Genomic DNA, 23,700 nt, shown 5'->3' with positions numbered 1-23,700 from the left:
CGGGCAAGGAAGTGACGGCTCATGAGAGGCCGGTGAATTTTTTCGGAAAACAGTCTGCAGGTTATACTGTTATTGATCCGAAAACGGGCGCCGGAGGCTATTTGATTTCGAGTGGGGAGAATGGGGGAAGTATATCCACACCAGGAGGAACGGATGCTGTCTCATGGCTTTTAGGGTTGCTAGATAAGTTTGGACAGTCGCCATGGTTGAAATCACTTGGAGGCGTTCTTGATGAAGTGATTTCCGCTATAGGTCTTTATTTTGATATTAGAGAATGTGGCTTTGCATTTGCGATAGCCAAGTTCTTTGCAGGGATATTTGTGACTATTGGGGCTGCTTTCCTTCTTTTGCCGTTCTTTGCGTTATTGATTACGCTCTCACTAGCAATTTGGGCGTCATTCTTCATTGCCGGGATCATTTCATCATTTTTCACTGCACAGTGGAGCTGTAAAGAGTAAAAAAATGAAATCATTGGGCTTGATTTTCAGAATACTGCTTATCGTTTTTTTTGGTTGGTTGCAACGGGCGGGCTGTTGAAAGGCTATTGGTATCTTGCTGGTTTGGCAGCATTTTTGGGTGTTTGGGTAATTGCTATGCCGGATCATTACCGAAGAGGGAGGAAGAAACTGGCATGGTCCATTGTGGTTGCAGGAGGAGTCGCGATGATCGCATTGCTTCAATGGAGGGGGAGTTCGCTTTAGAGCTAAAAAGGCCCGCGGGGGCGTGAGTCGCTTTGATTTGCATTTCTGCGTGCGAGGGAACCTCTGAAAACCCTTTTTGCCGTAGAAAGTAATAGTTGCATCGTTAATAATCGCGGGTTTATAAGCTCCTTAGCGATGCAACAAGCATCGGCTATTTGCTGCGTTAAGCCTGTGGTCCAGCCTTACTGGCGTTACTCCATTACGCTCTGTTCTTCACGGAAAATCCAGGAGTGTTGAGAGTCTTTCAGCAGCCTGCTAATCCAGCAACGCCCGAAGATTGGCAATGCTGGCCTCCGCCACTGCCGTTTCCTTCGCTTCGTCTTTAATCATGCCGATGCCCAGAAAGTCGATATCGTCCTGGGGCATTTCGTCCACGAAGCGGCTGGCGGTGGTATCGATTTTCTCGCCGTATTGTTTGCGGGTCAGCGCCTGGGTCATGGCCAGGGTTTCCCGGGCGCGAGTGATGCCCACGTACATCAGCCGGCGTTCCTCGACGATGTTGTCTTCTTCAATACTGGTGCGGTGAGGGAGGAATTCTTCTTCCACACCCATCATGTAGACGTGGGGAAACTCCAGCCCCTTGGAGGCGTGCAGGGTCATCAGCTGTACCCGGTCGGAATCGTCCTCTTCCTGTTGCTGTTCGAGCATATCCAGCAACACCAGTTTCTTGATCACCGCTTCCAGGTCGCTGGCGCCGTCTTCTTCGTCTTCCTGTTTTTCCAGCATGCGTTCAATACTGCGCACCAGCTGCCAGATATTTTCGATATTCTTTTCGCCGATGCGTGGGCTGGAGGCGTTCTGCATCAGCCAGCCCTCATAATCCATGTCGCGGATCAGTTCCTGCACCGCCTGCAGGCTGTTGTGGCCGAAACAGAACTGCCGTTTGGCATCCAGCCAGGCCTTGAACTTCTGCAGTTTCTCGGCGGCCTTGGGGTTCATGACTTCACTGAGGGCAATGTCGTCACAGACATGGTAGAGCCCCTGTTCCCGTTTCAGGGCCCAGGTGGCGAGTTTTTCCAGGGTGGCAGGGCCGATCTCCCGGCGCGGGGTGTTGATGATGCGCAGGAAGGCGTTGTCGTCATCCGGGTTGACCAGCAGGCGCAGGTAACACATCAGGTCCTTGATCTCGCTACGCGAGAAGAAACTTTTGCCGCCGGATACCTTGTAGGGAATCGACAGGCTCTGCAGTTTCATTTCCAGAATCCGCGACTGGAAATTACCTCGGTACAACACCGCAAAGTCTTTCCACTTCAAGCCCTGTTGCAGACGGCGATGGAAGATGTCGCTGGCAATCCATTCGGTTTCTGCTTCTTCATCGCGCAGGGCGGAAAAACGAATCGGCTCGCCGTAGCCGTAGTCGGACCACAGGCTCTTTTCAAATTCGTGGGGGTTGTTGGCGATCACCGTATTGGCCGCTTTCAGGATGCGGCCGGTGGAGCGGTAATTCTGCTCCAGCTTGACCACTTTCAGGGTGGGCCAGTCCTGCTGCAGCTGCGCCAGATTTTCCGGGCGGGCGCCGCGCCAGGCGTAGATGGACTGGTCGTCATCGCCCACCACGGTGAACTTGCCTTCCGGCAGGGTGAGCATCTTCACCATTTCGTACTGGGCGCCGTTGGTGTCCTGGTATTCGTCCACCAGCAGGTACTGGATGCGGTTGCGCCACTTTTCCAGAATGCGCGGCTGTTCGCGGAACATGCGCGCCGGCATCAGGATCAGGTCATCGAAATCCACCGCGTTGCAGACCCGCAACATGCGGTCGTAGCCGCCGTAGGCCATGGCGGCGCGCAGGTCCTCGTCGGTCTCGGCAGTGCTCACCGCTTCCTCTGGCAGCACCAGCGCGTTCTTCCAGTCAGAAATGCGCTTGTGGATCACGTCCACCGCGTCCAGGTCCCGTTCCGATTCCCCCTGGCGCAGGATCTCCTTGAGAATTTCCTTGCTGTCGGCGCCGTCGAGAATGGAGAAGCCGTTGCGCAGGCCGCAGGCTTTGAGCTCGGACTTGAGAATGCGCAGGCCCAGGTTGTGGAAGGTAGAGACAATCAGCCCCCGGGTCAGGTCCCGGCTCACCAGGGACTGCACCCGCTCCTTCATTTCCCGGGCGGCCTTGTTGGTGAAGGTCACCGCGGCGATATGCCGGGCCGACATGCCCCTTTCCTGGATCAGCCAGGCGATCTTGCGGGTGATCACGCTGGTCTTCCCGGAACCCGCCCCGGCCAGTACCAGCAACGGGCCATCGGCATAGTGCACGGCTTCCTGCTGGCGGGGGTTGAGCTGACTCATAGGGCTCCGGACAATCTTGGGGTGTGAAATCGGGCCGCTATGATACCAGCGATGGCCCTGCACTCCAGACACCTTATGTCGGTTATCATGGCGGTTTTCCCGATAACGGTTTTGCCCATGCGTCTGGACTATTTTCTCGCCCACAGTGCCGGCCTGACCCGCAAGGAGGCCAAACAGCTGATCAGCCGCGGTGCGGTCACCGTGGAGGGCGAAGCCCGTTCGAAAGCTAACCTGCAACTGCGGGAGGGGCAGGGCGTCTGGCTGCATGGTGAGCCGGTGCAATTGCCGGGCCACCGCTACCTGATGCTGCACAAACCGGCGGGGGTGGTGTGTTCCACGGACGACCCGGAGCATCGCACCGTACTGGACCTGCTGCCTGCGGAACTGCGCCAGGATCTGCACCCGGCGGGCCGCCTGGACCGGGACACCACCGGCCTCGTGTTGTTGACCACGGATGGCCAGTGGTCCCACCGGCTCACCTCGCCGAGCCACCAGTGCGACAAGCGTTACCGGGTGAGTTGCGCGGAACCGGTCGGTGATGAAGATCTGCAGGCCCTGCGTGATGGCATTCTGCTGCGTGGCGAAGACTCTCCCACCTTGCCCGCCAAGGCGGAGCGGGTAGGTGTGGACCAGTTGCTGCTGACCATCCGGGAAGGGCGTTACCATCAGGTAAAACGGATGCTGGCGGCGCGGGGAAACAAGGTGGTGGCCCTGCACCGGGAGCAGATCGGTGAGATTGTGCTGGATGCGGATCTGGCGCCGGGAGAGTTCCGGGCCCTGAGCGAGGAAGAGATTCACAGTCTGTAAGGGTTTCCATAGGAGCGTCGCTGGCGGCGCGATCACCAGCGACGTTTAAAGCGAAGCCGCTTAGGAGTTCCTCTTGAGGGACGAACCACGCGTCAGCGTGGAAATCGCCTGCGGGCAATCAGAAGAGAGCGACGTCGTCAGAGTGATCTGGCGGTATCAGCATAGTCCGTTTCCTCGCCTAGGCTCGGATTCGTCCCTCAAAAGGAACTCCTACAGCGGCTTCGTTTTGGCCGTGTGAGTTGCATTTTTACGCTAATGGTCGCGCCGCTAGCGATGTGATTCCCTTCGCTTACCCTTCGGGCCGCACGGAACCAGTTGCGTTACTCCGCTGCACTCCGTTTCTGCAGCAGATCCCACGGGAACCCGCTTAGTTCAACTGCCCCTGCAGCTCCATCACATCCACGGTCCGTTCCCGGTTAAGGGGATCGACCAGGGTGTTGGCATCCTGATAGACGCGCGGGGTCTTGTAGAGCATGGCCACCGCTTTGACATGGCTGGGGCACACATAACGTTCAGGCATTTCCTGCTGCAGCCAGGCGCGCACTTTCGGTGCCTGATCGGAGCCCATTTTCGGGAACAGGTGATGCTCCACATGATGGCTGAAATGGAAATGCAGCGGATCGATCCAGCGCCAGGCGCGCACGCTCATGGAATTGTCCACCGGGTGGTTGTTGTCCATCTGCGGGCGCAGCATGTGGTTGGTGAGAATGTAGCTCTGGCCGATGAAGTTGATGATCGCCATGGGGATCAGCACGGTGAAGATCGCCAGTGGGCCGGACACGATGGCCAGCGTTATCCATGCCGCCATGCACAGGTAGGACTGGCGGATCGCTTTCTTGCGGTTGAATCCCTTGAACTCCTCACGCTTGCGGGTCTGCATGCGCAGCACCAGTTGGCCGTGGAACATGAAGGAATAGAACAGGAACAAAAAGCTGTACCAGGTGCGCCCGCCGGGGGCCAGCTTGGTGAAATTGGCGGTCTGCGGGTGTTTCTCGTAGCGGTACAGGGTGCCGAAGGAATCCGGGTCCTTGTCGCCCAGGTTGGTGTTGGCGTGGTGGGCCACATTATGCCAACGGCGCCAGAATTCCGGGGCGATCAGGGCCGGGCCAAAGCCGATCCAGCCGAGAACGTCCTGCATGCGGCGGCTCATGCCGAGAGCGCCGTGCAGTACTTCGTGGGCCAGCAGTGCCTGGCAGGCCAGGGTGTGTCCGGCAAGAATGGCCAGCAGCAGATTGCCCCACCAGGGCAGATTGAGCGCCAGAATGGTGGCGATGCTGCCGATGATCACGGCGCTCATGGGAATAAACCACAGGGCGCGCAGTGGGCGGGCCTTGAAAGTGGCCGGGCCCAGATCCTTCTTCACTGCATCGCGGATGGCGCGGGCATCATCGGCACCAAAATGGCGGCTGTAAGTGGTGTCTTTCATGGTCATGACTATCCTTGACGGTCGAGGCCGGGAAATTCGGATGCAGGCATTCTGGTGAACAGTTGTGTTTGGGCGAAGTGCAAGGCTGGACAGAAAGCAGTCATTTTCGGACAGGTGCAAAATTAGCGTATAGTAGAGCCATGAATCACGAGCGCTTTATACAGCTGGACCCTGGTACTGGTCGTTCCCCGGTCCCGGTCAACTATGTGCGCAACCTGGTGGAACTGATCGCCGAGGTTGGCGTGGATAGTCGTCGGCTGCTTTCCCAAGTGGGGCTGAGCGAGGATGAGGTCTATAACCCGGAACCGGCGCTGCGCTTCGAGCAGTTCCGCCGGGTCATGGTGGGCGCCCGTGAAATAACCGGTGATCCGGCCCTGGGCCTGGCGCTGGGTCAACAATTGACCCTCACCGCCCATGGCCTGCTCGGCTATGCCGCCATCAGCAGTGCTGATCTGGGCGATGCCCTGCGGCTGCTGGAGCGCTACTTCCGCACCCGTACCCGCCTGTGCGTTCCCCGTATCGAACCCTCCCAGGAAGGGGTGCGTTTCTGCCTCATGGAAAGCGTGCCGCTGGGCGATATCCGTGAAACCTATCTGGAAGTGGTAGTGGCTGCGGTGGTCGGCGGGATTCGCTATCTGCTGGGCGATCGTTTCCAGGGAGCGGTGCTGGAGCTGCCTTATGCGGCGCCGGCCCATGCGGATCGTTACCGGGAATTGTTGGCCATGCCGGTGGAGTTCGGGGCCGAGGTGGCGGCCCTGCGGTTACCCAAGGCCCTGCTCAACGAGCGTTTTACCCTGTCTGATCCGGCGTCCCGGCAGATGGCCGCACAGAAATGCGAGGAAGAACTGCAACGGCTGGAAGCCGATCAGGACTGGGCCAGCCGCGTGCGCGCCCGGTTGATGCAGGCAGAGGGCATGCTGCCCAGCCTGGAACAGCTGGCGTGCAATTTCCACGTTACCTCCCGCACCCTGCGTCGTTATCTCAATGCCCTGGGCGTGAGCTACCGCTCCCTGCTGGAAGAGGTACGCATGACCAAGGCCATGGCGTATCTGCAGGCCAATATCACCGTGCAGCAGGTGGCCTCGAAACTGGGCTATGCCGACCCCAGCAATTTCGCCCGTGCCTTCCGCAAATGGACCGGCCACCCGCCGAGTCACTTCCAGCCGTAAATTTTTTACCACAGAGGTCACTGAGATCACTGAGGTAAAACCTCAGGGCGACCGGTTGTGGGGGGAATTAGCTCCTGCAGGAGTTCCCTTCCAGGCGACGAATCGGGCGACGCGAGGCGGCAACCTATCCTCTTCAGCAAACCCGGCGAAACCGGATCGGGTTTCCCCAATTTCGCGTTGACGCGCGCGGTTCGTCCCCTGAAAGGGAACTCCGACATAAAGGTGCTCCCTGGCCTTCTCCCTGTAGCAATCCCTTTCTCATGACGATAGTGTTCCTGTCCGCGTCAGCCGAAAACAGCATCCCATGAGCAACAGCGAACCGGTCCTTCTGGTCAGCCGGCACAACCAACCCCGTGGCAGTTGTCAGCGTGGGCGCATGCAGCGTCAGAGGCTGATTCATCGCGCGTCCTACGTGGTGGTGCGGGATCTGGCCGGGCGGGTTTGTGTGCAACAGCGTGCCGCCGACAAACATTTTTACCCCGGTGGCTGGGATCTGGCTGCTGGTGGTGTCATGCGCCCCAATGAAACCGTGGGCGAAAATCTGTCGCGGGAATTGTTCGAGGAAGTGGGCGTGCAACGTCAGTTTTCCCGTTGGCAGTGGTTCTTCTTTACCAATCCCCATCACCAGGTCTGGGGCGCGCTGGCGTCCGTGGTGGTGTGTCCGCAGGCGGTCTCGCTCAGCGATGAAGTGGTCGCCATTGAATGGCTGCCGGGCCGGGACGCGCTGCTATTGCCCGATGCCACCCCTGATACCCGCCACGCACTGTCCTTGCTGTTGTCATCCTCCTCCTGAGCGTTTTCGTCCTTGTGGCCGGCTGGCGGGCTGGGTAGCTTCTCTCACTGATGCAGAGAAGGGTGAGGAAGTTATGTCCCAACGATTCAGTGTGGCCGGTAAACGTATTCTGATCACCGGCGCGTCCAGCGGCTTTGGTGCCCACTTCGCCATTGCCCTGGCCGAAGAAGGGGCCAACGTGGTGCTGGCGGCTCGCCGGGTGGAAAAGCTCGAAGCCACTGCCGAAGCGGTACGGGCTCTGGGCCGTGAGGCCACCGTGGTGCCCATGGACGTGAGTGATCACGGCAGTGTGGAAGACGCCTTTGCCGCTATGCCGGCGGTGGATGTGGTGGTCAACAATGCTGGCATATCCCACGAAGGCCCCACCGACGAGCTTAGCGAAGAAGACTGGGATGCGGTGGTGGATACCAACCTGAAAGGAGTCTGGGCGGTGTCCAAGTTTGCCATCCAGCAATGGCGGCGGGACGATCGCCCGGGCAGCCTGATCAACATCGCCTCCATTCTCGGCCTGCGTGTGGGTGGCCGGGTGGCGCCCTACACCGCCTCCAAGGCGGCGGTGGTGCAGCTCACCAAGTCTCTGGCGCTGGATTTTGCCCGCTACAACATCCGCTGCAATGCTATCTGCCCCGGCTATGTAGAAACCGATATCAACCGGGACTTCTTCAACAGCCCGCTGGCGGAAAAAATGCTCAAGCGCATTCCCTATCGCCGCTTGGGGCAGATCGACGAACTGGTCGGCCCGCTGTTGCTGCTGGCGTCCGATGCGTCGTCCTACATGACCGGTTCGGTGATCGCCGTGGATGGCGGCCACCTCTGCAATACTCTCTAACCTAGATCGAGGACAGACCATGGATTTCTCCCTGACCCCGGAGCTGGAAAGCCTGCGCCAGCAAGTGGCCGCCTTTGTGGAAGCGGAAATCATGCCGCTGGAAAACGACAAGGCGAATTACGACGACCACGAAAACTTCAAGGAAAGCGTGGTCGATACTCTGCGAGAAAAAGCGAAAGCCACAGGACTCTGGGGCTTCCAGTTGCCCAGGGAGCGTGGCGGCCTGGATGTGGGCGTGGCCGGTATGGCGGTGCTCTACGAAGAGGCCGCTCGCAGTCCGTTCGGGCCGGTGGTATTCAACTGTGCGCCGCCAGATGACGGCACCATGATTCTGCTCAACAAGATTCTCAACGACGAACAGAAAGCCCGCTGGCTACAGCCGATGATCGACGGCAAGGTGCGGTCCGCTTTTGCAATGACCGAGCCGGAAGGTGGCTGTGGCTCTGACCCGTCCCTGACCTATACCTCTGCCACCAAGGACGGCGACAACTGGATCATTAACGGTCGTAAGTGGTTTATCACCGGCGCGGAAGGGGCGCAAACCTTCATCCTGATTGCCAAGACCAGCGATGACCCGCGAAAGGGGCTTACCGCCTTCCTGTTTGATGCGGATCAGCCCGGTTGGGAAATCGTTCGTCGCATCCCGATCATGGGGCCGGAAGAGCATGGTGGTCACTGCGAGCTGAAATTCGATGGTCTGATTATCCCGGATGAAAATCGTCTTCTGGAAGTGGGCGATGGCCTGAAAGTCACCCAGATCCGCCTCGGCACCGCTCGTCTTACCCACTGTATGCGCTGGCTGGGTCTGGCCAAGCGTTGCATGGAAGAAGCCGCCGGTTATGTGGAAAACCGCATGAGCTTTGGCACCACCCTGGCCGAGCACGAAGGCGTGCAGTGGATGCTGGGTGACGTGGCCAAGGATATCGAAGTGGGCCGTCTGCTGACCATGCAGGCCGCCTGGAAACTGGATCAGGGGGATTTCGCCAAGAAGGAGATTTCCATGGCCAAGATCCACGTGGCCGACACCCTGCACAAGGCCGCCGATACCGCCATCCAGCTATGCGGTGCCCGTGGCTATTCCAAGGACACCCTACTGGAATGGATCTACCGCTACGCCCGCCAGGCGCGTCTGGTGGACGGTGCCAGCGAGGTGCACAAGATGGTGCTGTCGCGGTTCTATCTGAAAGAGAAACGCGATTTCTTTCAGTGGGGTTAATGTCGTCTGCTAGCGACAACCCTGTGTTCCAGTCCTTGCCGCCGCGCACCACCTTCTGGGCGAGGCGGCGGGGAGTAACCCTGTTGATGGCTGTGGCCAGCAAAGTCATTCTAAAGCAACGACTTGTCATGGCTGAGTCGTCATGTCTTCATCATGTCTTGGTTTCCTAGTCACCACGATACCGGCAGCGTTCCTTTCCCTGAATGTCGTATCGGTATCCTGCAAGGTTTGCGTGTGTCAATTGAGACCAATGCAATATGTAAAATAATGCTAACTGGCAAATGCTTATTTTTTCATAACTATGATAGTCTGGAAAAAATGACGTGACGCTAGTCACGCCTCCCTCATTGCCTTGCGTGTGCCAATTGGTAAGAAAGGCGTTCTGTCAGAAGTCCGCTGTTGGTTGGCACCGTGTATGGGGGGATTCAGTAAAAGCGTCTTTCTACGGGGGTAGTGGCGCGGTTGTCATTTTAACGGGTTATGGGGAAATACATCATGCTGGATCAATACACCAGACATCTCTATGTAGAGAAATTCCTCAAGAGCGCACTCATCATCATGCCACTGTCACTTCTGGCTGTGCTGATGGCGATATTGATCGCTGGCTGACCAGCGTCAGCAGACCACAGGAAACCTGACCAGGGTTACCGGGTGTCCGCTACCGTTTGTCGATAACTCAGGGCTTCGCGTAGGTGATCCCGGTCGACGGTATCTGTTCCGGCCAAATCGGCAATGGTGCGTGCCACCCGGGCACTGCGATGCAGGGCCCGGGCGGACAACCCCATGCGGGTCATGACGTTGGCCAGCCAGTCCCGATGAGGGCGTAGCAGCGGATCCAGGTGATCGCTGCCCAGTTCCCGGTTCAGGCGTCGCTGGCGCTGCCATTGCCGTTGCCAGGCGTCGCGTACCCGGGCGCGGACTGTCGCGCTGGTTTCTCCCTGCCGGTCGCCCAGTAGTTCCCGGGCTTCCACCGCGGGTACGTCCAGGTGCAGATCAATACGGTCCAACAAGGGGCCGGAAAGTTTGTTCTGGTAGCGCTTGGCCTTGTCGCAACGATAGCCGCAGCCCTTCTCCGGGTCGCCCAGGTAACCGCAGGGGCAGGGGTTCATGGCGGCGATCAATTGAAAGCGGGCCGGGAAGGTGAGCTCTTGGGCAGCCCGGGCGATGCTCACCTCACCGGTTTCCAGCGGTTCACGTAATACCTCCAGTACTCGCCGGTCGAACTCCGGTAACTCATCGAGAAACAGGATGCCGTGGTGGGCCAGGGAAATTTCCCCGGGCCGCGGGTGGCTGCCGCCTCCGACCAGGGCGGTGGCCGAGGCGGTGTGGTGGGGCGCCCGGTAGGGGCGCTGGTGGAACAGGTGAGCCGGGCGCGGCTGCTTCAGGGAATGAATGGCTGCCACTTCCAGAGCCTGTTTCGGATGCAGCGGCGGCACCAGCCCCGGCAGGCGCGAGGCCAGCATGCTTTTGCCGGCACCGGGCGGGCCACTGAGCAGCAGTGAATGGCCGCCAGCGGCGGCAATCTCCAGTACCCGCTTGGCGGCTGCCTGGCCGCGGATTTCCGAGAGGCAGCCTCCTTCATAGGTGGTGGTGTCCGGGGCCGGGTGATCGTGCAGTGGCAGCGGGGACTGGCCCACCAGGTGGGCTGCCACCTGGGCGAGTTGGTCGCCGGCCACGGTGCTGGCACCTGCCAGTGCGGCTTCATCTGCGTTGTCACGGGGAACGATCAAGGTGCGGCCGGTGGGCTGGCAGGCCAGGGCGCAGGGCAACATGCCGGGAACCGGGCTCAGGGCGCCATTCAATGCCAGCTCGCCGATAAATTCGTACTGGTTGCTGTCCAGTTTTCCGAGCTGCCCGCTGGCCAGCAGGATGCCCAGGGCAATGGGCAGATCAAAACGGCCGCCATCCTTGGGTAGATCCGCCGGGGCCAGGCTCACGGTGATGCGCCGCTGGGGAAACTCGAAGCCGCTGTTGACCAGCGCCGAGCGCACCCGGTCCCGGCTTTCTCGCACGGCGGTGTCGCCCATGCCGACAATGGTGAAGGCAGGCAGGCCCGGTGCCAGATGGGTTTCCACCCGCACTTCCCGGGCCTGGATGCCCAGTGGTGCCCGGCTGTAGAGCAATGCATGCGTCACGTGTTCTCGCAGAATTCAGTGTGTGCGAGGCAGTGTACGGGGAGGGGAGCGTGCTACGTGTGCGAGGTTGTCGGCGGTAGATGTAGGAAATCAGACTTTCGTAGGAGCTAGGCTTGCATGGCGAACTTGCTCGCGATTGCGGTTGTTCGCCATGCAAGCCTAGCTCCTACGGGAAATACCGGGCGTCAGGCGTCCGTCGTTTTCTCCAGCTCCGCTACCTGCTTCTCCAGCGCCTCCAGTTTTTCCCGGGTGCGCATCAATACCTGTTGCTGAATATCGAACTCTTCCCGGGTGATCAGATCCAGGCGGCTGACCGCTTCCGCCAGTACGCTGCGCACATTGCGCTCCACTTCGTTGCGCAGGCCGCCCAGATCGGTGGGTAGGCGCCCACTGATGTCGGCCATCAGGCGGTCGATAAAGGGTTGATCAGGCATCTTGAATCTCCATCGAGGACCAGGGGTAATGGCTGGCCCGGGCCGCCAGTAATGCGGTCTGTGGCGGCGGTGCTTGTATTGATGGGCGGATGGTAGCACGGTGTTCGCTGGCGCGGCACCGGCGGTGCAGGGCAACCGCTCTGCACCAAGTTGGAACCCGCCCCAAGGTGGTGCGCTATAATGGCGCGCCGAACCCGTTCCTTGAATCGGGATCGGGATATAACCCGCTGAAAATGCATGATTTTCTAAACCTGGCATGGGTCGTGCACTTATTGGGTCAGAGCGTTCGAGCAAACTGTGGATCGGGAACCATAACGGGGCTCGAAGTGAAACGGACGACACCGGACGCGGTGAAAGCTGAGGAGAATGAAATGAAACTGGTTACTGCCGTAATTAAGCCGTTCAAATTGGATGACGTGCGTGAAGCACTCTCCGAGATCGGCGTGCAAGGCATCACCGTTACCGAGGTGAAAGGCTTTGGACGCCAGAAAGGTCACACCGAGCTGTACCGGGGTGCCGAGTACGTGGTGGATTTTCTGCCCAAGGTAAAAATCGAGGTGGCCATCGCTGAGTCCTCTCTGGATCAGGTGATTGAAGCCATCGCGAAAGCTGCCAATACCGGCAAGATTGGTGACGGTAAGATCTTCGTCACTTCCCTGGAGCAAGCGATTCGTATCCGTACCGGTGAGACCGGTGAGGACGCGATTTAAGTTTTACCGTGTTGTAAATCGACCCATGCCAGGGTTTAGAGAACACGCTTCCATTTTCGGAGGGTTGCATTGTGGAAAATCAAATTTTTGAACTTCAGTACGCCATGGACACCTTTTACTTTCTGGTGTGTGGCGCATTGGTAATGTGGATGGCTGCCGGTTTTGCCATGCTGGAAGCCGGTCTGGTGCGTGCGAAAAACACCACCGAAATTCTCACCAAGAACGTGGCGCTGTTTGCCATTAGCTGCATCATGTACCTGGTGTGTGGTTACGCCATCATGTACGGCGGCGGCATCTTCCTGGACGGTATCGAAGCCTTCGATCTGGCCGGTGTGCTGAGCGCATCTACCGAGAACGGATTCGATGGTGATTCCGTCTACTCTGGTGCGTCTGACTTCTTCTTCCAGGTGGTGTTCGTGGCTACCGCCATGTCCATCGTCTCCGGTGCGGTTGCCGAGCGTATGAAGCTGTGGGCCTTCCTGGTCTTCGCGGTATTCATGACCGGTGTGATCTACCCGCTGGAAGGTTCCTGGACCTGGGGTGGTGCTGACGTGTTTGGCATGTACAACCTGGGCGACCTGGGCTTCTCTGACTTTGCTGGTTCCGGCATCGTTCACATGGCTGGTGCTGCTGCTGCTCTGGCTGGTGTGCTGCTGCTGGGTGCTCGTAAAGGCAAATACGGTCCTAACGGTGAAGTGCACGCTATCCCGGGTGCCAACCTGCCCCTGGCGACTCTGGGTACCTTCATCCTGTGGATGGGCTGGTTCGGCTTTAACGGCGGGTCTGTACTGAAGCTGGGCGATGCTGCAAGCGCACACTCTGTTGCCATGGTGTTCCTGAACACCAACGCTGCTGCCGCTGGTGGTGCTGTTGCTGCCCTGATCGTTGGCCGCATCCTGTTCGGCAAGGCTGACCTGACCATGCTGCTCAACGGTGCCCTGGCGGGTCTGGTTGCCATCACTGCCGAGCCGTCTACTCCGACTCCGCTGCTGGCTACTCTGTTCGGTGCCGCTGGTGGTGTGCTGGTAGTGTTCAGCATCCTGACTCTGGACAAGCTGAAGATCGACGATCCGGTCGGTGCCATCTCCGTACACGGTGTGGTTGGTCTGCTGGGTCTGCTGCTGGTACCGGTTACCAACGCTGATGTGTCCTTCTCCGGCCAGATCATCGGTGCAGCTACCATCTTCATCTGGGTATTCGTGGCCAGCCTGATCGTCTGGGGCATCCTGAAAGCCGTCATGGGCATCCGGGTTGCAGAAGAAGATGAGTACGAAGGCATGGATATGGCTGACTGCGGTATGGAAGCCTACCCGGAATTCGTGAAAGGTTAATCCTTCACAACGATTTCCTTGAAATGACAGGGCGCCTTCGGGCGCCCTTTTTTTGTTTTCACAAACAGGGTCGCTGGGCGTTTGCAGGGTTGCCAATGCCGGTGCGATAGATCGATTGCGTGATACCAGTTACGAGGACCGAGTCACGAAAAGCAAAACCCGGCGTTCGGGAAAGCCATGTTGTCGTTTCTCGCCTCTCGTCATTCGCCATCGTTGCAGGATCAGTGGTGCCATACCCCTGTGTTATCATGCGGCCTTTCCCGCCAGCTGTCTGTGAGCACCATGAGCGAAACCACTGTTATCCGCCTGCGTAAGAACGAAGAACGCCGCCTCAAGGCCGGCCACCTGTGGGTCTACGCCAACGAAATTGATACCCGCCAGACCCCGCTCAAGGATCTGCCTGCTGGTGCCGCCTGCATTGTGGAGAACAGTCAGGGCAAGCCGCTGGGCCGGGCTCTTCTAAGCCCTCACTCGTTGATTGCGGCCCGTCTCTATAGTCGCGACGTGAAGCAGGAGCTGTCGCGCAGTTTCTTCAAGAAACGCATCGAGCAGGCATTGGCCCTGCGCGAGACTTTGTTCGATGAACACAGCTACCGGTTGATCTTCGGCGAAGCCGACGGCCTGCCCGGGCTGGTGGTGGACCGTTTCGGTGATGTGCTGGTGGTGCAGACCGGTTCCGGAGCCATGGAAGCGCACCTGGACACTATCGTCAGTGCCTTGGATGCGGTACTTAATCCCACCCATATCATTGCCAAGAACGAAGCGGCGGCCCGGGAAATCGAGGGTATGGAGCGCTATACCAAGGCGTTGAAAGGCGATCTGGTCGACGAGGTGTCACTCACCGAAAACGGCGCCCGCTTTGTGGCGCCGCTGGCTGAAGGGCAGAAAACAGGCTGGTTCTACGACCACCGCAGTGCCCGCCAGGCCATGGTGCCACTGGCCAAAGGGGCGCGGGTGCTGGACGTGTTTTCCTATTGCGGTGGCTGGGGTGTGCAGGCAGCAATGGCCGGCGCGGAATCGGTCACCTGCGTGGATGCCTCGGAAACCGCCATCGACTATGTGCATCGCAATGCCAAGCTAAACGGGGTCGCGGACAAGGTAGGCAGCATCCAGGGCGATGCCTTTGCCGCCATGAAGCAGCTGATCGCCGATGGCGAAAAGTATGATCTGGTGGTGCTGGATCCGCCGGCGTTCGTGAAACGCAAAAGGGATTTCAAGAACGGCCTGGCCGGTTATCACGCTATCAACGAGCTGGCCCTGCGGTTGATCAAGCCGGGCGGTTATCTGATCTCCGCGTCCTGCTCCATGCATATGCCGGCGGACCGTTTGCTGGACGTGATCCACAGCAGCGCCCGACACATCGACCGCAGCGTGCAGGTGATCGGTTATCAAGGGCAGGGGCCGGACCATCCGGTACACCCGGCCATTACGGAAACGTCCTATCTGAAAAGCTGGTTCTGCCGGATAAACTTCTCCCTGTAGTCTGAAAACTATTGCGGATTAGCGAAAACGGAATCGATCAGTTCCCGGGCAAGGCGTGAGGCGGCTTGCCCCGGGGCCATCCTTCCGGGTGACCAAATCGCAAATCTGAATTCCTCACCGCCACCACAGATTGCGTAGGGTGCAGTTCGCCTTAGGCTCAGTGCACCCTACGTCCTGGAATACGGCGGGTTTTTACGAATAGAAGAAGTCCTGGTCTGATGCTTCGCCATCACGGATTCAGGCCGGGATTCTTCTCCAGATTCAGCAAGAAATCCGCGATCAACCGGTTGGCCCAGCTTCGCGGTCGCCAGCCCTCAAAATAAGCACAGTGACTGCCCCTGCGGGTAACCACCAGCAGGGTTCGCGGCAACTCGCGCACCAGCGATTCGTATTCGCGCACATTGCCGATCACACACACCGGATCGTCTTCCGCGTTCAGCACCAGCAAAGGGATGCTGATTCGCTTCATGACCACCATGGGATTGCTGGCTTCCAGAAAATCGGCGTGGCTATGGTAACCGGCCATTTCATGGAGGTTGGCATGGAACGCATGCAGGTCCGGGGCGCTGGCACAGGCGTCATAGCTTTGCAGTTTTCTGAATGTTTCGGCATTGGCGGTGACAAAGGTGCGCGCCAGTTTGCGGGCCATCATGCGGTTGTAGGGTTGCCGGGCACGGCGGAAGGCCACCTCAATGTTGTAGCCGGGGCAATAGGCCATGGCGCCGCGAAACGGGGCGCTTTCTCCTTCTTCACCCAGGTAGCGGACCAGTAGCCCGGAACCCGCCGAAATGCCAACGGCGTACAAAGGAGACTGCGGATAGCGTTGCTGGATGACAGCGATCTGTTCGCGCAAGTCATCGGTGTCGCCCATGGTGTTGATGCGCGGTGCAGTCAATGGCAGATCGCCGTGGCCGCGCCGGGTGCAGACTACCACCCGCCAGCCCGTTTGCTGATGCAGATCCCTTACCAACTCGCGCATGCTTTTCGGTGAACCGGTAATGGTATGCAGGACCAGCAAGGTGGGGGTGTCGGTGGGGGTATCCAGGCCGACCCAATCCAGCGAGGTGGTGCCGCCGTCGCGCATGGTGAGAATATCGGTGTGGGAATAATCCAGTGCCGGAGAAAAGGCTTTTTTCAGCCCGAGCACGATCAGCTGCAGATGTGTATTGAACAGCCAGGGTGTGGGAAAAAACCGTTGTGACAGCTGCGGCAGTCGAGCCAGCATATTCCGGTTAAAGCCGGTATCGCGGTAGACAAGCTGTGGTTTGCGCGCGGCGGTTTTCAGGTAATACGCCACCGCAAGGCTGGCCAGCAGAACGACAATAAAGAGAGTCACGGGGCGGCGCTCCATGCGATGGGAAGTGACGGTGTCCAGGTTGCGGAATGGTCCATTCAGTGTATCCAGCCATGGCCATATCCGCTAATCACGGTCGAAGCGCCGCTCCCACATTGGATCAGGCGCTTGCGTCGTGAAATGTGTCGCTATTTCAGAGTTTCCAGCATGGCCGCCATGCGGGTACGCACCACCTCAATGGCTTTGTAGGGACGGATCATCACCTTGAAGTCCAGAATTTTTCCGTCTGCGTCCCACTGGATCATGTCCACCCCGTTGACGGCGATGCCGTCCAGTTCCAGGGCGAACTCCAGCACCGAATGCTCGCCGTCATGCACTTCACGCACGTAATGGAAGCTGTCGTTCAGCAGTACGTGCAGGGCCGCGGTCAGATAGGCGGTGGTCAGTACCTTGCCGGCTTGCGGGGTATGTACCAGCGGAGAGTGGAACACGGCTTCGTCGGCAATCAGATCACTGAGTAATTGCGGATCGCGGGTTTTCACCACTGCGTGCCAGGCATCAATATTCGCCATGGGTTATCTCCTTCAGGCTGCATTCAGTGCGCGGCGGGCCTGCTCATATTCGTCTGCCAGCCGGGCGATGGCGTCGCCGGCACCCTGGATAGCGTCCACTGCCCCGATGCCCTGGCCGCAGCCCCAGATATCTTTCCAGGCTTTCTTGTCGGAATCGCCGCCGGAACCGAAGTTCATCGCAGACGGGTCGCTTTCCGGCAGGTCGTTGGGGTCCATGCCCGCGTTGATGATGGAGGGTGCCAGGTAGTTACCATGCACTCCGGTGAACAGGTTGCTGTAGACGATATCGTCCGCACGACTGTCCACGATCATCTGCTTGTAGCCCTGGGCCGCATTGGCTTCTTCGGTGGCAATGAACATGGAGCCGATATAAGCCAGGTCGGCACCCATGGCCTGGGCGGCCAGCACGCTGCGACCATTGGCGATGGACCCGGACAGGGCCAGCGGGCCATCAAACCAGGTGCGCAGTTCCTGAATCAGGGCAAAGGGGGACTGGGTGCCGGCATGGCCACCGGCGCCAGCGGCGACCGCGATGAGGCCGTCGGCCCCTTTTTCGACGGCCTTGCGACCGAAGCGATCGTTGATCACATCGTGCATCACCAGGCCGCCCCAACCGTGCACTGCCTGGTTCACTTCCACGCGGGCGCCCAGTGAGGTGATCACCATCGGCACCTTGTACTTCTCACACAGCTCCAGATCTTTCTCCAGGCGGTCGTTGGAGCGATGCACGATCTGGTTGACCGCAAAGGGGGCCGCGGGTTGGTCAGGGTGATCCCGGTCCCAGGCGGCTAGCTCCTCGGTAATGCGGTGCAGCCACTCGTCCAGTTGCGATAAAGGACGGGCATTCAGGGAAGGGAAGGAGCCGATGATGCCGGCCTTGCACTGGGCCAGCACCAGATCCGGGTTGGAAATAATGAACAGGGGTGAGCCCATCACGGGCAGGCGCAGGCGGTCAGCAATGGAAGCGGGCAGGGACATGATGGGTCCTCCAATAATTGATTTACCCTGTAAAATTTACACTGTATAAGTTAAAGGTCAAGTCTTGCCGGCCCAGGCCGCTGAGCGAATCGGTCAATGCTCCAGGGTAGGGGGATTAACGCGCATACCCGCATACAAGGTGCGCATGATTTTCTCGCGCAGGGTGTCACCATCCATGCCGCGCAGGCCGCTGGCCAGCTCCAGCACCACGATGCCGTGCAGGGTGGCCCAGAACATATAGCCGATCAGCTGGGCGTCCCCTTCCAGCAGCCCGGCGTCAATCATTTCGCGCACGTAGGCCACCATGGTTTCCTGGGCACGGAGATTGGCCTGACGCAGCTCCGGGTAACGCTCTTCGTCGGGTTGGGTGAACGAGAAAATCAGCTGATAGGCCGCCGGGTAGGTTTTGGCAAAGGCCACATAGGCATCGCCCACCGCCCGGGCCTTGGCGCGGGCATCCGGGGCCTGCTGCACCGCCTGTTCCAGGTTGGCGGAAAAGCGATGGAAGGCTTCTGCGCGCACGGTGGCAAGGATCTCGTCCTTGTCCTGGAAATAGCGGTAGGGAGTCATCGGGCTGACCCCGAGGGTGCTGGCGATCTGACGCATGGTCACATTCTGCGGCCCCCGCTCGATAAACAGCCGGGTGGCCACATCACAGACCTTGTCGCGGAAAGCGGCAATTTCTTCGTCGGTTTTGGGCTTCTTCGCCAAGCTGGAGCTCCGGTGCCGGGGTTTGGGCTTACAGTGTAAACGAACTGCGCCCTGCAACCGAAACCGGCACACAAATTGAATGGATAACTGAGAACTCCCAATGCCATACAAGGGGCGCTTGTGTCGTTACCTCCGGATTTTATGCAGGCCCGCGTGGATGCGGTAAAGAACCGTCTGGATGTGCCGGTATGTAGTCTCTACCAGGCGGATGAGATCCGGGAAATTCTGGTGATAGTTGCCACCAGTGGCCTCAACCAGAAAGCGCGGGGCGCCATGCTCTCTTTCCAGCAGGGGCTTACTGGCAAGGTGGCCCGCAGCCGAGGGCCGGTGGTGGCCCGTGACATCAAGGCCCACGCTGAATATCACTATGTGACCGGCTCCGATGAGGAGCGCTTTCAGAGTTATTTGGGTATTCCCCTGGAACAAGACGGTCGGCTTTACGGGGTGTTGGTGGTGCAGACGGAAGCGAAGAAGACTTTTTTCCTGAAGGATATCCGCGAGCTGCATAGTGCCGGCAAGGATCTGCTGGAGGCATTGAAACTGGCCGTCCGACAGGCCTCCTGATGACGCCATTGTGATGATCCATGCGCCCTTTCCTTGGGCTGACTGTCCTCTGTGGTTATGATGCGATGGTCTTGGGAGGGGGTGGCTGTGAGTCGAATCTTGATTGTGGACGATGAACCACGCATCGCGGAGCCATTGATGTTTGCGCTGGAGCGCGAACATTTCGCGGTGGACCATGTGCTGCTTGGTCAGGAGGCGCTGGATTGTCTGGTCACTCAGGTCTTTGATCTGGTGGTGCTTGACGTGGGCCTGCCAGACCTGAACGGCTTCGAGGTGCTCAAGCAGCTACGACAAACCAGCCAGGTACCGGTATTGTTTCTCACCGCCCGTCAGGATGAAGTGGATCGTATCCTCGGCCTGGAACTGGGCGGCGATGATTACGTGATCAAGCCTTTCAGCCCTCGCGAAGTGGTGGCACGTATCCGTGCCATCCTTAAGCGGCTTTCCCCGCGCGCCGATGATAGTTCTACCAGTCTGTGGCAACTGGATGAGGCCGCAGCGAGGATCCTGTTCCGGGGTGCTGCGCTGACGTTGACCCGTTCCGAATTTCGTATTCTTTCCGCCCTGCTGAAACACCCCGGGCAGGTATTCACCCGCGCGCAGTTACTGGATATCTGCGACAGCGATGAAGACAGCTTCGAGCGCAGTGTGGATACCCATATCAAGACCCTGCGCGCGAAATTACGGCCGCTGGACGGCGAGAGTCTTATCGCCACCCGTCGCGGTATCGGCTACTACCTTGAGAGTTAAAAACAGATGAAACTCGGGCAGCGCTTACTGGTGTTCTACTTCCTGATTCTCGGGCTGGTGGGCTGGTTCGTGCTGGATCTGGTGTTCGGCCAGGCCAAGCCGCTGGTGCGCCAGTCCGCCGAAGAAACCCTGGTGGACGCGGCCAACCTGCTGGCGGAAATCGTTGCTGAGGATGCGGATAACGGCGAGATCGTGATTACCCCGTCCCTGCGCCAGGCACTCAATCGTTATGCCGGCCGTACCCCGGATGCGGATATCTGGGGTCTGAAAAAAGATCGCATTCATACCCATATCTATATCACAGGCCCCACCGGTGTGGTGCTGTTCGACTCCAGAGGAAAAGATGAAGGCGAGGATTTTTCCCGCTGGAACGATGTGCACCTGACCCTGCAGGGGCGCTACGGAGCGCGCACCACCCGCACGGACCCTGAGGACCCATCCACCTCGGTGATGTATGTGGCCGCGCCGATCCGCGATGGCGGCAGCCTGGTCGGCGTGATCAGCCTGGGCAAACCGGGCCGGGCCATCGAGCCTTTTGTGCAGCAGGCAGAGCGTCATCTGATACTGTATGGCGGTCTGGCCCTGTTCGGCTGTCTGGTGGTAGGTGTGCTGCTGGCCTGGTGGCTAAGCCGTCGGGTCAATCGCTTGCGCCGTTATGCGGAGGCGGTGGCCAACAACGAACGCCCGGCGCCGCCAGTGTTTCGGGGTAGCGATGAAATCCGTGATCTGGCGCATGCGGTTACCGCCATGCGGCGTCGCCTGGAAGAGCGGGCGCGATTGGAAGATAACGTGAGCCTGCTGACCCATGAAATGAAAAGCCCGCTGGCGGCCATTCGCGGTGCCGGGGAAATTCTCCACGATGAAATCAGCGACCCGTCACTGACGCGTTTCACCGATAACGTGATCCATGAAAGTCAGCGGCTTTGTGATCTACTCGATCGGTTGTTGGCCATGGCCAGGCTGGAAAAACTGGAAAGCCTGCCGGCCCGCAAGCGTCGCGTCAATATCGCCACGCTGGTGGAAGAGTGGCGGCGCAGCCGCTATGCGTTGTTAGCGGACAAACATCTGCACGTCAGTGTCAACGACGGCACTCTGCAAGCGGAAGAGGAAACGCTGACGTTAGCGTTGTTCAACCTGCTGGACAACGCCCTGCGTTTTGCCAATGCGGAAACCGCACTCACAGTACACGTTGAAGGCAACGCCCTGACTGTGGAAAACATCGGCCCGGCCATCCCCGACTACGCCCTGGACCGCGTTACCGAACGCTTTTACTCCCTGCCCGCCCCAGGCCACGACAAAAGCTCCGGCCTGGGCCTGGCCATGGTGAACGAAATCGCCAGCCTGCACGGCGGCAGTCTGGCACTGGCCAACACCGACAACGGCGTCCGCTCCACCCTGACCATCCCCCAACAGGAGCACTAACCTCCTCTAGGGGCTTGCTTGCAAGCGAACCACTTTGATCGCAGAGAACACCCGATTCGTCTGCAAGTAGACTCCTACAGGGGATATTCGTAGGAGCGGCGCTTGAGCCGCGAACCGCGCTTGTGCGGAAATCGCCCGCAGGACGATCAGGCGCTTTTATCGCTCGACAGCTCTTCACAGAATAGACGGGCACCTGCTTGGCGCTTCCATTGCATTCTATTTGGCCCCTCAAGAGGGGCTCCTACGGCCAGGTCTGGATTTGATTCTCTTTGTGGCTCGCAGTTTGAAGCTTGTAGCTATCTTCCCCCACACAATCCCCACAAAACCCCCAAGCTGACTTCGCACACTGGCCTCTCCATATGAGGGAGAGGAACCATGCGACCCAACCTGTTATTGAAGATGCTCACCATTGCCGGCCTGCTCCTGGTGCTGGTGATCCCCCTGTTGATGATCCAGGACAAGGTTATCGACCGCAGCCAGGAAGCCTGGCAGGTAAAACAACAAATCGCCCGGCAGGTCAGTGGCGAGCAGCAGATCAGTGGCCCGGTGATTGTGACCCAGCGGGTTCGCAAACAACTGGTGGAGAAGGCGGACTGTCGTCGCGGCGACAGCTGTACCGTGGTGGAAAAACGCACCGTACTGGAAAGCCAGATTCCCGATGTGCTGAATGTGGATGGCCAGCTACAGACGCAGATGCGTTACCGGGGCATCTACGGAACGCCGGTCTATCGCAGCCTGTTACATCTGGAAGCGGTGTTTCCGGCCAATTGGCAGAAAATCAAACAGCCGGAGCAAGTCTTGGCGTCGCGGCCATCGTTGCTGGTGCTGCAGATCAGTGATCTGCGTGGTCTGGTGGAGCGTCCGCAAATTCTGGTTAACGATGTGCCTCTGCCATTGGTGGAAACAGAACAGTTGCCGTCGGGGCTGGGCGCGAACGCGGTGGCAGTGCAATTGCCCGATGAACTGGCCGGTGCCTTTACCGTCAAGGTGCGCCTGAACCTGAACGGTACGGAATCCTTAGCTGCCTTGCCGCTGGCCAAGGAAACCCGCATCGGCTTGCGCGCAGACTGGCCGCATCCCAGCTTCGAAGGGCTGGTATTACCGGTAGAAAGAGAGATCAATGCGGACGGCTTCACCAGCCAGTGGCGCACCAACAGCCTGGCAGCGGCCAGTGCCATTCTCTGTGCCCGGGGTGACGGTGCCTGCGGTGATGCCAGTCAGGCACTCCGGGTAAGACTGGTGCAGCCGGTAACCGGTTTGCTGTCGAGCGAGCGGGCCTTGAAGTACAGCTACCTGATTGTCGGGCTGACGTTTGCTGCCTTTTTCCTGTTCGAAATATTGCGCCGCTACCCGTTACACGCCATGCAGTACCTGTTGGTGGGGCTGGCGCTGGCCATGTTCTATCTGTTGCTGGTGGCGTTAAGCGAGCATATTGATTTTGCCCTGGCCTACCTGGTGGCGGCGCTATCCTGCTGTGCCCTGATCGGCGTCTACCTGATGGCCGTACTGCGATCACCGAAAGCAGGCTGGATCTTTGCCATCAGTTTGCTGCTGGTGCAGGGCCTGATCTACGGCATCCTGATGGCGGAAGACTATGCCCTGTTACTCGGTGCCCTGTTGCTGTTTGCTGCCCTGACCCTGGTTATGGTCGTTACCCGAAACCTTGACTGGTATGCCTTTGCCGTCCCCGGCAAGGCCATGGCGAAAGCAAAAAGCGACCAGGATGATCGGCATGAGCAGTAGCCGCATTGCACGCTTACTGCGTGCCAGCCGACGTTTCCCCGCTCTTCGCCGCGGCTTGCTGGAACGGGCTCTGCGCCTGTCCCAGCAGGCCTTGGCCAGTAATGTTGAGGACAGGGATGCGTTGTTGTGGCTGGGCCTTATCTGGTGGCAGCTGGGCGCACGCAGACGCGGCAGGGAAATGCTGAAAGCACTCAATCACTCTCAAGGTTGTGGTTTGCATAGGCCTGTTGGGCTCTTTTGATAACGAGGAATCCATTAATCAACGCCGATCCAAAGGCAATCTTGTGAATATTGCGGTTTTTTTACAATTGGGTTACTACTTAACGCGGACCAAGGGAGTCCATGAACGGGCTCAG

22 protein-coding genes are annotated in these 23,700 nt (G+C 59.0%); 14 read left to right on the top strand and 8 right to left on the bottom strand.

Annotated features, from left to right (window positions below):
* Positions 1–458, top strand: a 458-nt coding sequence (locus tag T9A_RS17200; protein WP_232222157.1) for a hypothetical protein, incomplete at its 5' end; no start/stop codon positions are given.
* Positions 459–956: 498 nt separating this feature from the next.
* Here the strand turns inward: T9A_RS17200 and rep are convergent.
* Positions 957–2,978, bottom strand: a complete 2,022-nt coding sequence (gene rep, locus T9A_RS16280) for a DNA helicase Rep (protein ID WP_035250634.1) — start codon at positions 2,976–2,978, stop codon at positions 957–959.
* Between the two features lie 117 nt (positions 2,979–3,095).
* On the opposite strand from rep, the gene T9A_RS16275 reads away from it, so the two are divergent.
* Complete coding sequence (locus T9A_RS16275) at positions 3,096–3,785, top strand: pseudouridine synthase (protein ID WP_035250631.1); 690 nt, start codon at positions 3,096–3,098, stop codon at positions 3,783–3,785.
* A 367-nt stretch (positions 3,786–4,152) separates the two neighbouring features.
* Here the strand turns inward: T9A_RS16275 and T9A_RS16270 are convergent, their stop codons facing one another.
* The gene (locus tag T9A_RS16270) at positions 4,153–5,217 is read right to left on the bottom strand and encodes a fatty acid desaturase family protein (protein ID WP_232222156.1); all 1,065 of its coding nucleotides are present in this window, start codon (positions 5,215–5,217) and stop codon (positions 4,153–4,155) included.
* A gap of 134 nt (positions 5,218–5,351) precedes the next feature.
* Between T9A_RS16270 and T9A_RS16265 the strand changes: the two genes are divergently transcribed.
* From T9A_RS16265 to T9A_RS16250, 4 genes are all read left to right on the top strand, one after another.
* On the top strand, positions 5,352–6,380 hold the full coding sequence (locus tag T9A_RS16265; protein WP_035250627.1) for an AraC family transcriptional regulator: 1,029 nt from the start codon (positions 5,352–5,354) through the stop codon (positions 6,378–6,380).
* A gap of 304 nt (positions 6,381–6,684) precedes the next feature.
* Entirely contained in the window at positions 6,685–7,173 is a 489-nt protein-coding gene (locus tag T9A_RS16260; protein ID WP_035250625.1) for an NUDIX hydrolase, read from the top strand.
* Positions 7,174–7,246: 73 nt separating this feature from the next.
* Positions 7,247–8,002, top strand: coding sequence for an SDR family NAD(P)-dependent oxidoreductase (locus T9A_RS16255; RefSeq protein WP_035250623.1), 756 nt, complete (start codon positions 7,247–7,249; stop codon positions 8,000–8,002).
* Positions 8,003–8,021: 19 nt separating this feature from the next.
* On the top strand, positions 8,022–9,218 hold the full coding sequence (locus T9A_RS16250; protein ID WP_035250620.1) for an acyl-CoA dehydrogenase family protein: 1,197 nt from the start codon (positions 8,022–8,024) through the stop codon (positions 9,216–9,218).
* A gap of 644 nt (positions 9,219–9,862) precedes the next feature.
* Here the strand turns inward: T9A_RS16250 and T9A_RS16245 are convergent.
* Together T9A_RS16245 and T9A_RS16240 are read right to left on the bottom strand one after the other, a co-directional pair.
* Positions 9,863–11,353 (bottom strand): YifB family Mg chelatase-like AAA ATPase, encoded by a 1,491-nt coding sequence (locus tag T9A_RS16245; RefSeq protein ID WP_035250615.1) that lies wholly within the window; start codon positions 11,351–11,353, stop codon positions 9,863–9,865.
* 185 nt (positions 11,354–11,538) lie between these two features.
* Entirely contained in the window at positions 11,539–11,787 is a 249-nt protein-coding gene (locus T9A_RS16240) for an accessory factor UbiK family protein (RefSeq protein ID WP_035250611.1), read from the bottom strand.
* A gap of 371 nt (positions 11,788–12,158) precedes the next feature.
* Here T9A_RS16240 and glnK point away from each other — a divergent pair, with 371 nt between their 5' ends.
* From glnK to T9A_RS16225, 3 genes are all read left to right on the top strand, one after another.
* Positions 12,159–12,497 carry a P-II family nitrogen regulator gene (gene glnK, locus T9A_RS16235; RefSeq protein ID WP_008930504.1) on the top strand — a complete coding sequence of 113 codons (339 nt, stop codon included), beginning with the start codon at positions 12,159–12,161 and terminating at the stop codon, positions 12,495–12,497.
* Between the two features lie 71 nt (positions 12,498–12,568).
* Positions 12,569–13,828 (top strand): ammonium transporter AmtB, encoded by a 1,260-nt coding sequence (locus tag T9A_RS16230; RefSeq protein WP_035250608.1) that lies wholly within the window; start codon positions 12,569–12,571, stop codon positions 13,826–13,828.
* 282 nt (positions 13,829–14,110) lie between these two features.
* Positions 14,111–15,310 carry a class I SAM-dependent rRNA methyltransferase gene (locus T9A_RS16225; RefSeq protein WP_035250605.1) on the top strand — a complete coding sequence of 400 codons (1,200 nt, stop codon included), beginning with the start codon at positions 14,111–14,113 and terminating at the stop codon, positions 15,308–15,310.
* Between the two features lie 229 nt (positions 15,311–15,539).
* On the opposite strand, the gene T9A_RS16220 is transcribed toward T9A_RS16225, so the two are convergent.
* From T9A_RS16220 to T9A_RS16205, 4 genes are all read right to left on the bottom strand, one after another.
* Positions 15,540–16,646 (bottom strand): YheT family hydrolase, encoded by a 1,107-nt coding sequence (locus T9A_RS16220; protein WP_052043113.1) that lies wholly within the window; start codon positions 16,644–16,646, stop codon positions 15,540–15,542.
* A 146-nt stretch (positions 16,647–16,792) separates the two neighbouring features.
* Entirely contained in the window at positions 16,793–17,176 is a 384-nt protein-coding gene (locus T9A_RS16215; RefSeq protein ID WP_035250599.1) for a nuclear transport factor 2 family protein, read from the bottom strand.
* A gap of 12 nt (positions 17,177–17,188) precedes the next feature.
* Positions 17,189–18,154: an NAD(P)H-dependent flavin oxidoreductase gene (locus T9A_RS16210; RefSeq protein ID WP_035250597.1), complete on the bottom strand. Its 966-nt coding sequence runs from the start codon at positions 18,152–18,154 to the stop codon at positions 17,189–17,191.
* Between the two features lie 93 nt (positions 18,155–18,247).
* Complete coding sequence (locus tag T9A_RS16205) at positions 18,248–18,865, bottom strand: TetR/AcrR family transcriptional regulator (RefSeq protein ID WP_035250594.1); 618 nt, start codon at positions 18,863–18,865, stop codon at positions 18,248–18,250.
* Positions 18,866–18,985: 120 nt separating this feature from the next.
* On the opposite strand from T9A_RS16205, the gene T9A_RS16200 reads away from it, so the two are divergent.
* The 5 genes from T9A_RS16200 (at position 18,986) to T9A_RS17130 (ending at position 23,585) form a co-directional block, all read left to right on the top strand.
* On the top strand, positions 18,986–19,429 hold the full coding sequence (locus T9A_RS16200; protein WP_084573540.1) for a GAF domain-containing protein: 444 nt from the start codon (positions 18,986–18,988) through the stop codon (positions 19,427–19,429).
* An 87-nt stretch (positions 19,430–19,516) separates the two neighbouring features.
* Complete coding sequence (gene creB / locus T9A_RS16195; RefSeq protein ID WP_156964928.1) at positions 19,517–20,179, top strand: two-component system response regulator CreB; 663 nt, start codon at positions 19,517–19,519, stop codon at positions 20,177–20,179.
* Between the two features lie 6 nt (positions 20,180–20,185).
* Complete coding sequence (gene creC / locus T9A_RS16190; protein ID WP_035250587.1) at positions 20,186–21,601, top strand: two-component system sensor histidine kinase CreC; 1,416 nt, start codon at positions 20,186–20,188, stop codon at positions 21,599–21,601.
* A gap of 375 nt (positions 21,602–21,976) precedes the next feature.
* Positions 21,977–23,344 carry a cell envelope integrity protein CreD gene (gene creD, locus T9A_RS16185; protein WP_035250584.1) on the top strand — a complete coding sequence of 456 codons (1,368 nt, stop codon included), beginning with the start codon at positions 21,977–21,979 and terminating at the stop codon, positions 23,342–23,344.
* On the top strand, positions 23,334–23,585 hold the full coding sequence (locus T9A_RS17130) for a hypothetical protein (RefSeq protein ID WP_156964927.1): 252 nt from the start codon (positions 23,334–23,336) through the stop codon (positions 23,583–23,585). The genes creD and T9A_RS17130 overlap by 11 nt, the downstream gene beginning before the upstream one ends.
* Positions 23,586–23,700 lie beyond the last annotated feature (115 nt).

It is taken from the genome of Alcanivorax jadensis T9 (assembly GCF_000756655.1).
Taxonomy (GTDB): domain Bacteria; phylum Pseudomonadota; class Gammaproteobacteria; order Pseudomonadales; family Alcanivoracaceae; genus Alcanivorax; species Alcanivorax jadensis.
The sequence above is the reverse complement of the archived record's forward strand: the minus strand, read 5'-3'. Positions and strand labels throughout refer to the sequence as shown.

What these genes read in the sequence shown, in the direction of transcription:
- T9A_RS17130 (WP_156964927.1), top strand. Translation starts at nt 23,334, where the DNA reads ATGAGCAGTAGCCGCATTGCACGCTTACTGCGTGCCAGCCGACGTTTC.
- T9A_RS16265 (WP_035250627.1), top strand. Translation starts at nt 5,352, where the DNA reads ATGAATCACGAGCGCTTTATACAGCTGGACCCTGGTACTGGTCGTTCC.
- T9A_RS16215 (WP_035250599.1), bottom strand. Translation starts at nt 17,176, where the DNA reads ATGGCGAATATTGATGCCTGGCACGCAGTGGTGAAAACCCGCGATCCG.
- T9A_RS16275 (WP_035250631.1), top strand. Translation starts at nt 3,096, where the DNA reads ATGCGTCTGGACTATTTTCTCGCCCACAGTGCCGGCCTGACCCGCAAG.
- T9A_RS16225 (WP_035250605.1), top strand. Translation starts at nt 14,111, where the DNA reads ATGAGCGAAACCACTGTTATCCGCCTGCGTAAGAACGAAGAACGCCGC.
- T9A_RS16270 (WP_232222156.1), bottom strand. Translation starts at nt 5,217, where the DNA reads ATGACCATGAAAGACACCACTTACAGCCGCCATTTTGGTGCCGATGAT.
- creC (WP_035250587.1), top strand. Translation starts at nt 20,186, where the DNA reads ATGAAACTCGGGCAGCGCTTACTGGTGTTCTACTTCCTGATTCTCGGG.
- creD (WP_035250584.1), top strand. Translation starts at nt 21,977, where the DNA reads ATGCGACCCAACCTGTTATTGAAGATGCTCACCATTGCCGGCCTGCTC.
- T9A_RS16240 (WP_035250611.1), bottom strand. Translation starts at nt 11,787, where the DNA reads ATGCCTGATCAACCCTTTATCGACCGCCTGATGGCCGACATCAGTGGG.
- glnK (WP_008930504.1), top strand. Translation starts at nt 12,159, where the DNA reads ATGAAACTGGTTACTGCCGTAATTAAGCCGTTCAAATTGGATGACGTG.
- T9A_RS16260 (WP_035250625.1), top strand. Translation starts at nt 6,685, where the DNA reads ATGAGCAACAGCGAACCGGTCCTTCTGGTCAGCCGGCACAACCAACCC.
- T9A_RS16210 (WP_035250597.1), bottom strand. Translation starts at nt 18,154, where the DNA reads ATGTCCCTGCCCGCTTCCATTGCTGACCGCCTGCGCCTGCCCGTGATG.
- rep (WP_035250634.1), bottom strand. Translation starts at nt 2,978, where the DNA reads ATGAGTCAGCTCAACCCCCGCCAGCAGGAAGCCGTGCACTATGCCGAT.
- T9A_RS16255 (WP_035250623.1), top strand. Translation starts at nt 7,247, where the DNA reads ATGTCCCAACGATTCAGTGTGGCCGGTAAACGTATTCTGATCACCGGC.
- T9A_RS16250 (WP_035250620.1), top strand. Translation starts at nt 8,022, where the DNA reads ATGGATTTCTCCCTGACCCCGGAGCTGGAAAGCCTGCGCCAGCAAGTG.